Here is a 12,119-nt window from a genome sequence, read left to right as displayed (position 1 = left end):
CAATGGCGGTTTTGGTTACAGGCGGTACCGGATATATTGGCTCACATACTGTTGTCGAACTACTCAATGCCAATCGTGAAGTAGTGGTGTTGGATAATCTTTCCAACTCCTCTGCTAAATCTTTGGATCGTATTAAACAGATCACCGGCAAAGCGGTAACATTTTATCAGGGCGATGTGTTGGATCGTACTTTATTAAAACGCATTTTTGCCGACCATAACATTGAATCCGTGATCCATTTTGCCGGCTTAAAAGCGGTAGGCGAAAGCGTGGTCAAACCGATTGAGTATTATCGTAATAATGTTGAAGGCTCGTTGACGCTGCTTGATGAAATGCGTCAAGCCAGTGTTTTCAATTTTGTTTTCAGCTCTTCCGCCACCGTTTATGGTGATCCGGAAATTATCCCGATTACAGAACAATGCAATGTTGGAGGCACAACCAATCCTTACGGCACATCAAAATTTATGGTGGAACGTATCATTATGGATGTAGTGAAAGCTATTCCACAATTCAGTATGACCATCTTGCGTTATTTCAATCCGGTCGGTGCGCACGAAAGTGGTTTAATCGGTGAAGATCCTAATGGTATTCCAAATAATCTTTTGCCGTATATCAGCCAAGTGGCAATTGGTAAATTACAACAACTTTCCGTCTTTGGTAGTGACTATTCAACCCACGATGGCACTGGTGTGCGTGATTATATTCACGTGGTTGATTTAGCAGTCGGGCATCTTAAGGCACTGAATCGTCACGAAAATGATGCTGGTCTGCATATATATAATTTAGGTACAGGAACCGGTTATTCCGTATTAGATATGGTACACGCCTTTGAAAAGGTAAATAATATTAAGATCCCATATCGTCTAACTGACCGCCGTCCAGGCGATATTGCCGTTTGCTATTCTGATCCATCATTAGCATTAAAAGAACTTGGTTGGAAAACTGAGCGTGATTTGGAACAAATGATGCGTGACACTTGGAATTGGCAAAAAAATAATCCGAACGGATATAAAGAGTAATCAGGAACAATTTATGCCGGTAAATACTTCCGTTTCTAAGCAAATTTTTAGTCGTAATATGCTAATTTGCGTATTTACCGGTTTTAGTTCTGGTTTACCGCTCTATATTTTAATCAGCCTGATTCCCTATTGGCTACGTAGTGAACAGATTGATCTGAAGACTATCGGTCTGTTCACCTTAATTAACTTACCCTATACTTGGAAATTTCTTTGGTCTCCACTGCTGGATCGATATGCTTTACCGCTATTAGGTCGGAGACGTGGTTGGATTTTTCTATTTCAATTACTGTTACTAATTACTCTACTGGAATTTTCTTGTCTAACCCCTCAACAAGATTTAAAAACAATCGCTATCCTTTCCACCATTGTGGCTTTCTTCTCTGCAACGCAAGATATTGTTCTGGATGCCTATCGACGTGAAATTTTAAGCGACAATGAACTGGGGCTAGGGAACTCGATTCACGTTAATGCCTATCGTCTTGCCGGATTGGTGCCAGCCTCGCTCTCGATCTTTTTAAGTGCTTATTACAGCTGGCACAGCGTCTTTATTATCACCGCTCTTTTTATGCTGCCCGGTTTACTGGCAACACTCTTTATCGCTCGTGAACCGCTCCTGAAAGCAGCACCGCCGAAAACCTTAAAACAGACTGTGATCGAACCTTTCACCGAATTTTACCAACGCAAAGGTGCAAAACAGCTGATTTTGGTGTTGTCATTTATGTGCCTGTATAAACTCGGCGACACAATGGCAACCGCATTATTGACTCCTTTTTATATCGATATGGGATACAGCAGTTTGGATATTGCGCTCATCGCCAAAAACGCCGGTTTATGGCCAATGTTGATCGCCAGCATTGTCGGCGGTATTTTGATGTTAAAAATCGGCATCAATAAAGCGTTATGGTGGTTCGGATTGGTGCAAATTCTCACCATTTTAGGCTTCGCTTGGTTGGCACATTTCGGGCAATTCCAACAAATCGGACATTTTGAACTGTTCGCGTTAGCATTGGTGGTCGGCGGCGAATATATCGGCATCGGCTTAGGCACTGCCGCCTTTGTTGCTTTTATGGCAAGAGAAACCAATCCGCTTTATACCGCCACCCAATTAGCCTTATTCACCAGTTTAGCGGCATTGCCTCGCACATTATTGGGTTCAAGCGCAGGTTGGCTGATCGAACAATTAGGTTATTATCACTTTTATCTGCTCTGTTTTGTGTTGGCGATTCCGGGAATGCTGTGCCTGTTTTGGGTCGCTCCTTACAAAGCAGCAACAACCGAGCAATAAATTTTTAATTTAGCTTGTGTTTACTACCACATACAGGTAAGGTATTCACATTTTTGAACGACAAGAGGTATCTATGAAAATTATTCTTTTAGGCGCACCGGGCGCAGGCAAAGGCACACAAGCCCAATTCATTATGAATAAATACGGTATTCCACAAATCTCAACCGGCGATATGTTGCGTGCCGCAATCAAAGCCGGTTCTGATTTAGGCAAACAAGCAAAAGTGTTAATGGATGCCGGTAAATTAGTGCCGGATGATTTAATCATTGCATTGGTTAAAGATCGTGTCGCACAACCTGATTGTGCAAAAGGTTTCTTATTAGACGGTTTCCCACGCACTATCCCACAAGCGGACGCTTTAAAGGCTGCCGGTATTGCGATCGACTTCGTATTGGAATTTGATGTGCCGGATAAAGTGATTGTGGAACGTATGAGCGGTCGCCGTGTACACCAACCGTCCGGACGCAGTTACCACATTGTTTACAATCCGCCTAAAGTGGAGGGTAAAGATGACGTTACCGGCGAAGATTTAATTATCCGTGCCGATGACAAACCTGAAACCGTATTGGATCGCTTAAAAGTTTATCACTCAACAACACAACCATTAGTTGATTACTATAAAAAAGAAGCGGATGCCGGTAAAACCGCCTATTTCCGTCTTGACGGCACCTTAACCGTTGATGCCGTCAGTGCAAAATTGGCAGAAATTTTAGGTTAATTCCTTCCAATTCGTTTCACAACGAAACACAAAATAATGGCGACGTGTGCTGATCATTTTCATCAGCACACTTTTTTCTTCACAATGAGCTAACTTCTCGTTGCTACGTTAACCCGACAAGTGAGGTAAAAATGGAGGGATTTCTAGCATCCATATCATTTTCTATCGGCGTCACCCTGCCCAATATCTTAATGCTGTTTTTAGGAATCTATCTGCGCCGTATCGGAATGATCAACGATCAATTCAGCCAACAGGGCTCAAAATTAGTTTTCAACATCACCTTGCCGGCACTGCTCTTCCTCAGCATTGTGCAACATCCGACCGATTATGCCGCACAGCTCAAAATGGTGTCTGTCGGTTATCTCGGCTGCATCATTATTTTCTTGCTGTCTGAATTTTACGCTGCCAAATATATTGAAGATAAACGTGAACGAGGCACTTTCGTGCAAGGCGTTTTCCGTGGTAATAGTGGCATTATCGGGTTATCACTCTGTGCCAATGCTTATGGATCTTCCGGCATAGCCACGGCTTCAGTTTATACTGCTGTAATTACTATTTTATATAATATTTTAGCCGTAATTACACTAAGCCGTTCACTCGCTACCAACGGAAAAACAAACCTAGTACATATCCTACGCCAAATTGCGAAAAACCCACTGGTTATCTCAATTGTGTTGGCTTTAATCGTTAGCAAACTTGGTTTCACTATTCCTAAATCTCTAATCAGCACTGGCGATTATCTCTCTCGAATGACATTACCGTTGGCACTGCTCTGCACCGGCGCCAGCTTGGATTTAAAAGGAATGGATACCTCTTCAAAAATCGCTTTTCAATCCAGTATCGGGCGCATCTTTTTTGCACCGTTAGTGATGGTGGTTTTCGCACGAGTGTTTAATTTAGACAACATCAGTTTAGGCGTGATTTTCTTAATGAGCGCCACACCGGTTGCCGTCGCCAGTTACCCGATGGTGCGGAGTATGGGCGGCAATGCCAAAACCGCCGCTAATATTGTTGGCATCACCACCATTGGCGCGATTGTGAGTTCTGCCATTGGGATTGTGATTTTGAAGCAGTTGAATTGGATGTAATTTTTTGGTTTCGACCAAATGTAGATTTTATTTTTTACTTAATGATATTGATAGTGGTAAAAATGATAAAACAACTGCTCATATCGTTTATGAAACATCGGTGTAAAATTTAAAAACAGCGTAATAGAAAAGTATTATCGAAAAAAATCAAAGGCTTGAAAACGAAGTGTTCTAATCAGTATTTCACATATCTGATAATAAATAGTAAAAGTCACTATAAATTTGAGTAAAACACTGAATACGGATAAAGGTGAAAATATCTGTTATTGATTATGTTTGCTAATTGCTGAAAATTGGATAAAAAGATAATTTTACTCATCTTTTTAGCTGTTTATTTTCAAATGATTCTGCTTTAAGCAAAGTTACTTTCTGAAAAATCAAAAAATGACACCTTTCTAAAATGGCAAAAAATTCGCCATTAAGACATTTTTGTCGCAAGAAATTGTCGTAAATTTTGCTCTTTAGCTTATCAATTCATCAATTAAACTAAATTTCATAAAAAGAGGTTGACGAGATCTCTCAACGATATTATTATGCGCACCACAAATGCGGAGCGGTAGTTCAGCTGGTTAGAATACCTGCCTGTCACGCAGGGGGTCGCGGGTTCGAGTCCCGTCCGTTCCGCCATTTCATTTAGTCCTTTTTTCGCGGAGCGGTAGTTCAGCTGGTTAGAATACCTGCCTGTCACGCAGGGGGTCGCGGGTTCGAGTCCCGTCCGTTCCGCCATTTTCTAGCATTTCCTGATCATTCCAAATTGCCTGTTGAAAATGACTACTTAGCGTTGCTTTGCTGTTGCTAGTTATAATTTTTCCAGTAATTGTTGTAATTTTGATTTTACTTTCTCTTTGAGAACATCATCCAAACGGATACGATAACGAGGTGATGAACAATCTCCATTTAAATCAATACCGATTTGATATTGTTGATATTTTTGTTGGTGCGGTTGTAAATCAAACTTCCATTCACATTGAGAAGATTGAGGATAAACATTGCCCTGTCCGGCAAGATTGACCGCCGGCAGATCAAGTTCGATATGTTGTAGTTGAAGCAGTGATGCATCGCCGATCAGACTGCCGCTAAGTTTGTTAAACTTGCTGTCTTGCAATGATCTATCCGGATTTGCCAATGAAAAAGGCAGCGATGACTCCAATAAGGTTACTACATTAAAGCCTTTAATTTTGCCGCCGTTGACGCTTTCAAAATGGAATTGCACTTGCTGCTGCTCTGCCGGCGTTGCAATCTCACCATTAAAATTAAAAGAAGAGTCAATCAATGGTTGATAACCCAGCAGCGTTGTTATCGGCTCAAACGGCACATTTTCTCCCACAAAATGCCATTCATTTTGTTGCTGATCATCCTTTTTCTGCGTTAATAAAATTTGTGCATTCGGAGCAAACACCAATTGCCATTCTGCTTGATCCTGTGCTTTAAGCTTCATTTGAATGCGAGCTAATTTCAACTGATTGAGCATAACTTCTGTTGCCTGCGCTTCTCCGGCTTTGGCATCAATCACCGCTTCATCGAATTGTAATTTTGTGGCTTTCATCTCGCCAATTTTCTGCAACCATTGCCAATCGGCATTAAGTTGTTTTATCAGATAGTGATGATCGGCAAGCTGCAAATAAAACTGCCCTTTTAGCTGCTGAAAATAACGGTTTTCTGCATCTGAAAACTCCACTTTGGCACTTAATACGGATGTTTGGCTAATCTGCTTCACCACCGCTGAAATATGGGTTAAATAAGCCTCGTTGTCTTTATAAATGCTGCCGTTCTCAACTTCGACCTGTTTGATCCAATTTTTGCCGGACATCCAGCCCCAATAATTGAGCATTAAATCCAGCTCTTCGGCAGCAAGCGTCCAACCGTTTTTGTGGTAATGTACCTCTTCGGCGTGAACAGTTAAAGGGAAATAGGAGAAACTTAAACTTTCCGGTTTAAGTTTAATATCATAGTCGGAAGCAAGGCGCTGTGTGATATAGTGAGCCATTTTCGGGATTTGGTACTGCACCAGACCGATGCCTAATGCCACCACCGCAATAACAATAAGCAGCCACTTCCGTTTCATAATTAATCCTTATCTATCCTACTCGCCACCGCACCTTGCTGATTTTTATATTTTGCATCGGAGCGACTGTTATATGGTCTTTGCGCTTCACCGCTTAACACTTCAAAACTCAATGCGCCGATCACCATTTTAGGACGCAATGCCAACGGCAATTTACCGGAATTGTAAAATTCCAACACAATTCGCCCTTCCCAACCCGGATCAATACGATGAGCCGTAACGTGAACCATTAAGCCTAAGCGTGCCAAAGACGAACGTCCGTCCAACCAGCCGATAATATTACTCGGTAATTTAACCGACTCATAAGTGCTCGCCAATGCCAATACGCCCGGATGCAAAAAGAAAGGTTCGCCATCTTCAATGATGATTTCATCACTCATCACACGCTCTAATTGTGCCGTTACCGACTCTTTCGGACCGCTTAAATCAATATAAGCGGCTGAATGGTCGCGAAATACACGGAAAGAGTTGCCTAAACGCACATCCACCGTTGCGCCATTAATTTTGCTGCTGTCCGGACGTGGAGTGAGAACGATCTTCCCTTCATCCAAATAGCGTTCAATATCGACATCACATAATCTCATCACTTCACCTTTCCACTATTTTTTACGAAGTAATTGTAAAATTTGCGCCTTAAGAATATTTATTGCAATACGATTTTTTCCGCCACGCGGCACGATAATATCCGCATACTGCTTTGACGGCTCAATAAATTGGAAAAACATTGGACGAACGGTTTTGCGATACTGCTCTACTACGGAATCCATTGTTCTGCCGCGCTCTTCCATATCTCGTTTTAAGCGACGGATAAAACAGATATCCAACGGTGCATCCACAAAGATGGAAACATTGATTTCGTTACGAATACGTTCATCAGTCAATAACAAAATACCTTCAAGAATAATCACCTTTTTCGGCTCAAAATGTCTGGTATTTCCGGTGCGAGTATGCTCAACATAACTATATTCTGGAATGTCAACCGCTTCGCCCATTTTTAATGATTGTAAATGTTGTAACAACAATTCACGATCCATTGAATTAGGATGGTCATAATTGGTTTTGGTTCGGGTTTTAAAATCCAGATGACTTTGATCCTTGTAATAACAATCTTCTGAAATGATACCGATCTCTTCACAGCCCAACTCTTCACAAAGCTCTTTATAAATTGTTGAAGCAATTAGACTTTTGCCTGATGCTGAAGCGCCGGCAATACCAATGATAATGGAGGGTTCTTGTGTTGTTGCAATTTCCGACATAATAATTTCGCCATTTAACCGATAAATAAAAAACTCCAACTATTATAAAGAAAAGGGGGTTGACTGTTAAGTCATAGAAAAAGAATCGCCAGTTAAAGTATGAGAAAAGTGTGATCACTTGAAAATGACCACTTAAGCAATTTTATTCAATCCAAAGATTTAATAAAAAGAAGCAATAATAAAGGCATATAAAATTAAGAAAAAGCGAAAAAATACGTTATCTCTCAGATAAATATCAGATCAAGAAAGACATAATTTTATATTAAAAGGGACTTATTAAAATGGCACGCCCTATTGGATTCGAACCAATGACCTACGGCTTAGAAGGCCGTTGCTCTATCCAGCTGAGCTAAGGGCGCATAGGATAAAAAGGTGGAAATAAAAGATAAAAAAATGGTCGGCGAGATAGGATTTGAACCTACGACCCACTGGTCCCAAACCAGTTGCGCTACCAAACTGCGCTACTCGCCGACGTGTGAGGTGCATTATAATTTTTATTTCTGTTGCGTCAATCATTTTTTTTAAATTTAAAAATAAACGCTTAAAATTAATCCATACTCTTATCAAACAAGCTTTTTTTTGCGAAAATTAGCGTTCATGCAAACACATTATGGAGAAAACAATGTCCGCTCAAATCATTTCCGGTAAGGATTTAGCAAAATCTATTAAGAGTGACCTTCATCAAAAAATTCAAACTATCATTGATCAAGGGCTGCGTTCCCCAGGACTAGCAGTAATTTTAGTAGGAGAAAATCCCGCATCACAAATTTATGTCGATAATAAGAAAAAAAGTTGTCTAGAAGTGGGGATTCAATCAAAATCATATAATTTATCAGACACTATTTCTGAACAGGAACTGCTCTCATTAATTGATGAATTGAATCAGGACGATACTATTGACGGCATTTTAGTTCAATTACCTTTGCCAAAACATATCAGTAGCGTAAAAGTTATCGAACGTATTACTCCATCAAAAGATGTGGACGGTTTTCATCCTTATAATGTAGGGCGTTTATGCCAACGCATTCCAACATTACGTGCTTGCACACCTTACGGCATTATGAAACTGCTCGAAACCACCGGTGTTGATCTACACGGACAACACGCTGTTATTGTTGGTGCCTCCAATATTGTCGGTCGCCCAATGGCAATGGAATTACTGCTTGCAGGTGCAACTGTGACCGTAACGCACCGCTTTACGAAAAACTTGCAGGAATTGGTTGCTCAAGCGGATATTTTGATTGTTGCTGTCGGTAAACCACATTTAATACCAGGCGAATGGGTAAAGCCCGGAGCAATAGTAATTGATGTCGGTATTAACCGAGTTGCCGATAAGAAAGTTATCGGTGATATCGGATTTGAAGCTGCACAACAACGAGCAAGTTTTATTACACCGGTTCCAGGCGGAGTCGGTCCTATGACAGTTGCAATGTTGATGGTTAATACGCTCTCAGCCTATAAAAATCATCTCAATATCGCTGATTAAGTTCATAATTCAATCAACATTCCTATAGCACTCAAGCCCTGTTAATACAGGGCTTAGTTAGCACTTAATCAGTGATTTTTTCTATCTTTCAATTTGCGCTGCAACATACTGCAATTATAGAAAAGCACACTATTTTTTTATTTTTCGATACAGCTCACAAATTTGCACTAAATTTAACGCAATATATATCACAAATTTGCTAGCATAATGTGCAGCAACTCAGTAAAATGCGTGCTTTTTAAAATATGGCAACTGTGAAGCACAAATTTATTGCTAATGCCACAATGTGTAATAACGAGGCAATTTATGACTACTGAAAAAACCAATTTACTGAATTTAACTCGTCAAGAAATGCGTCATTTTTTGGCGGATCTTGGCGAAAAACCTTTCCGAGCCGATCAGATTATGAAATGGATCTACCATTACGCCGAAGATAATTTTGACAATATGACAAATATCAATAAGGTTTTGCGGGAAAAGCTAAAACAAGTTGCAGAAATTAAAGCACCTGAAATTGCGGTTGAACAACGTTCTTCCGATGGTACTATAAAATGGGCTATGCAGGTTGGTGATCAACAAATCGAGAGTGTTTATATTCCGGAAGCAGATCGTGCCACACTTTGCGTATCTTCCCAAGTTGGTTGTGCTTTGGCTTGTACATTCTGTTCAACGGCGCAACAAGGTTTTAATCGTAATTTGACCGTTTCTGAAATTATTGGTCAAGTTTGGCGCGCTTCCAAAGTGATTGGTGCTTTCGGTGAAACAAAAGTGAGACCGATTACTAATGTGGTGATGATGGGGATGGGCGAACCCTTGTTAAACGTAAGCAATGTAGTACCAGCAATGGAGATTATGTTAGATGATTTTGGTTATGGTTTATCCAAGCGCCGAGTGACTTTATCAACCTCCGGTGTTGTGCCAGCACTTGATAAATTGGGTGAAATGATCGATGTTGCTTTAGCAATTTCATTACACGCACCGAATGATGAATTACGCAATGAAATTGTGCCTTTAAATAAAAAATATAACATTGAAATGTTGATAGATTCCGTAAATCGCTATCTAAAAATTTCCAATGCGAACCACGGCAAAGTAACGATTGAATATGTTATGCTCGATCACGTTAATGATGAAGTTGAACACGCCCATCAATTAGCAAAAGTGTTAAAAAATACACCTTGTAAAATTAACCTTATTCCTTGGAATCCGTTCCCAGAAGCACCTTATAACAAGAGTTCTAATACGCGTATCGATCGCTTCCAAAAAACATTAATGGAATATGGATTTACCGTTATTGTACGAAAAACTCGTGGCGATGATATTGATGCGGCTTGTGGACAACTTGCCGGAGATGTAATTGATCGTACAAAACGTACTGCACAAAAACGAGCTTTTGGTAAAAATATTGAAATAACGCAATCTTAATGCTAGTAAGTGAGGAAATTATGAAAAATATAATGATGAAACTGAAATTTTTTATTCTACTTTCCTCACTATTTTCACTTTTTGCTTGTAGTCATTCTGCTATAAATAAATCTCCTACTTCTAATAATGCCGCTGCGGCAAAAACTCGTGTTGAATTAGGGTTAGCTTATTTATCACACGGCAATCCTACATTAGCAAAAGCTAATTTAGATAAAGCACTACAACATACTCCAAATGATTACTTGCCTTATCTTGGTTTAGCCTATTTTTATCAACATACCCAACAACTCGAACTTGCTGGAGAATATTATCAAAAAGCACTCACTCTTTCTCCTAAGAATGGCGATGTATTGAATAACTATGCTACTTACCTCTGCTCTCAACGACAATTTAATGCGGCATTTAATTTTTTTGAACAAGCATTAAAAAGTAAATCTTATTATCATTTTGCTGATACTTATGAAAATATTGCTATTTGTGCCGTTTTAGCTAACGATCAAAACAAAATTGAACAAGCTTTAACCCAATTGGAGAAATATTCTGTAGATAAAGCGAAAAATTTACGGCAACGTTTACATAAATAACGGCAAAATCACCTTGATTGAGATTATTCTTATTTTTCTCTTGCCTGCCAATCTGTATAATAGCTAAATAATTTTTCTTTATAGCCACCAGCGTATTCTTACAATCCGCTACAGCTATTCATCACAATAAGTAATGAACGATTATGGATCAGGAACAACTTGCAACTAATGTCGATTTAGGACAACAACTGCGTAATGCTCGTGAACAACTTGGATTAACTATTGAACAGGTTGCCGAACAGATAAACTTACGACCGGTAATATTAAAACAATTCGAAGAAAACCAATTTGTTTTAAAAGATATTCCAGCAACTTTCGCTCGTGGTTACTTACGTAATTACTTAAAATTTCTACATTTACCAGCAACTTTATTAACCGATAATATTGCCTTTGGTACGGAAGTAAAAAATGACTTAAATAAAAATCATCGTACCAAAAACTCTGTTAATCGCTATGTTTCTCATCACCGTTGGTTACGACCTTTAAGTTGTATTGTATTAATTATCATCATCGGTATGACTGTTTTATGGTGGTGGCAGGATCACCAACGTTCTGCTAGCGAACGCAATAATTTTGTTGAAGAGCATTCCATAACGGAACAAAACACAACTGAGAGCACTCCAGTAGGCACTGATTCAATAAGTGAAAACGGTAACAATACAGAAACAACAGTAACCGATAATAACGAAAATATTGAAACAACAAGCACTACCAATCTTCAAACTGAAGCTAACGAGACTACAGCAGTAGTTAATAATAAAGAAACAACCGTAGTAACTAATAGCTCTACTAACAATAGTAGTGAAAATAAAAACAGTGAAGCTTATCCAAATACATCAACCGAAGCTTTAGCTACAGAAATGAATAAAATTGATGGCAATAACAGTACTACAGAAAACTTAACAACCACCAATCCTGCTGCAGAAGATGTTATTCCAAATAATTTAAAAATTGAAATTACCGGTGAAAGTTGTTGGCTTAGTATAAAAGATGCTAATCGCAAAACATTAGCAGAACGAGAATACAGACGCGGCGAAATTTTAGATTTAACTGGTGATGCGCCTTATTCATTAATTATTGGTGCACCACAAAATGTAAAAATCAGTTACCAAGGTCAAGATGTGCCATTAAAAATTGATGGTCGTGTAGCAAAATTAACGCTACCGGCTCAACAGTAATTATCATTAATTTTA

The 12,119-nt window shown here is 39.4% G+C and carries 11 protein-coding genes and 4 tRNA genes; 10 read left to right on the top strand and 5 right to left on the bottom strand.

Annotated elements, in window-relative coordinates; translation table 11 throughout:
- Positions 1–2 precede the first annotated feature (2 nt).
- The 6 genes from galE to ACXPAV_RS02030 all read left to right on the top strand — a co-directional run bounded on the left by galE (position 3) and on the right by ACXPAV_RS02030 (position 4,836).
- On the top strand, positions 3–1,019 hold the full coding sequence (galE, locus tag ACXPAV_RS02055; protein WP_458003856.1) for a UDP-glucose 4-epimerase GalE: 1,017 nt from the start codon (positions 3–5) through the stop codon (positions 1,017–1,019).
- Positions 1,020–1,032: 13 nt separating this feature from the next.
- Positions 1,033–2,304, top strand: a complete 1,272-nt coding sequence (locus ACXPAV_RS02050; RefSeq protein WP_458003855.1) for an AmpG family muropeptide MFS transporter — start codon at positions 1,033–1,035, stop codon at positions 2,302–2,304.
- 73 nt (positions 2,305–2,377) lie between these two features.
- Entirely contained in the window at positions 2,378–3,022 is a 645-nt protein-coding gene (gene adk, locus ACXPAV_RS02045) for an adenylate kinase (RefSeq protein ID WP_458003854.1), read from the top strand.
- A gap of 131 nt (positions 3,023–3,153) precedes the next feature.
- Positions 3,154–4,110, top strand: coding sequence for an AEC family transporter (locus ACXPAV_RS02040; protein WP_285096641.1), 957 nt, complete (start codon positions 3,154–3,156; stop codon positions 4,108–4,110).
- Between the two features lie 550 nt (positions 4,111–4,660).
- Positions 4,661–4,737, top strand: a tRNA-Asp gene (locus ACXPAV_RS02035).
- 22 nt (positions 4,738–4,759) lie between these two features.
- Positions 4,760–4,836, top strand: a tRNA-Asp gene (locus ACXPAV_RS02030).
- Between the two features lie 73 nt (positions 4,837–4,909).
- On the opposite strand, the gene ACXPAV_RS02025 is transcribed toward ACXPAV_RS02030, so the two are convergent.
- The 5 genes from ACXPAV_RS02025 to ACXPAV_RS02005 form a co-directional block, all read right to left on the bottom strand.
- On the bottom strand, positions 4,910–6,175 hold the full coding sequence (locus ACXPAV_RS02025) for a hypothetical protein (RefSeq protein ID WP_458003853.1): 1,266 nt from the start codon (positions 6,173–6,175) through the stop codon (positions 4,910–4,912).
- 2 nt (positions 6,176–6,177) lie between these two features.
- On the bottom strand, positions 6,178–6,759 hold the full coding sequence (dcd, locus tag ACXPAV_RS02020; RefSeq protein ID WP_013745254.1) for a dCTP deaminase: 582 nt from the start codon (positions 6,757–6,759) through the stop codon (positions 6,178–6,180).
- A 15-nt stretch (positions 6,760–6,774) separates the two neighbouring features.
- Positions 6,775–7,431: a uridine kinase gene (gene udk / locus ACXPAV_RS02015; protein WP_458003852.1), complete on the bottom strand. Its 657-nt coding sequence runs from the start codon at positions 7,429–7,431 to the stop codon at positions 6,775–6,777.
- Positions 7,432–7,713: 282 nt separating this feature from the next.
- A tRNA-Arg gene (locus tag ACXPAV_RS02010) sits at positions 7,714–7,790 on the bottom strand.
- A 35-nt stretch (positions 7,791–7,825) separates the two neighbouring features.
- Positions 7,826–7,902: transfer RNA gene (locus ACXPAV_RS02005), tRNA-Pro, on the bottom strand.
- A gap of 151 nt (positions 7,903–8,053) precedes the next feature.
- On the opposite strand from ACXPAV_RS02005, the gene folD reads away from it, so the two are divergent.
- The 4 genes from folD to ACXPAV_RS01985 all read left to right on the top strand — a co-directional run bounded on the left by folD (position 8,054) and on the right by ACXPAV_RS01985 (position 12,104).
- A complete protein-coding gene (gene folD / locus ACXPAV_RS02000) occupies positions 8,054–8,917 on the top strand; it encodes a bifunctional methylenetetrahydrofolate dehydrogenase/methenyltetrahydrofolate cyclohydrolase FolD (protein ID WP_458003851.1) in 864 nt (287 codons plus the stop codon).
- A gap of 306 nt (positions 8,918–9,223) precedes the next feature.
- Positions 9,224–10,342 (top strand): bifunctional tRNA (adenosine(37)-C2)-methyltransferase TrmG/ribosomal RNA large subunit methyltransferase RlmN, encoded by a 1,119-nt coding sequence (locus ACXPAV_RS01995; protein WP_458003850.1) that lies wholly within the window; start codon positions 9,224–9,226, stop codon positions 10,340–10,342.
- 20 nt (positions 10,343–10,362) lie between these two features.
- A complete protein-coding gene (gene pilW, locus ACXPAV_RS01990) occupies positions 10,363–10,926 on the top strand; it encodes a type IV pilus biogenesis/stability protein PilW (RefSeq protein ID WP_458003849.1) in 564 nt (187 codons plus the stop codon).
- 143 nt (positions 10,927–11,069) lie between these two features.
- Positions 11,070–12,104 carry a RodZ domain-containing protein gene (locus tag ACXPAV_RS01985; protein ID WP_458003848.1) on the top strand — a complete coding sequence of 345 codons (1,035 nt, stop codon included), beginning with the start codon at positions 11,070–11,072 and terminating at the stop codon, positions 12,102–12,104.
- Positions 12,105–12,119: the final 15 nt, after the last annotated feature.

The sequence above is a fragment of the Gallibacterium sp. ZY190522 genome (assembly GCF_054166015.1).
Note: the sequence above shows the minus strand (reverse complement) of the source record. Positions and strands in the feature narration are given on the sequence as shown.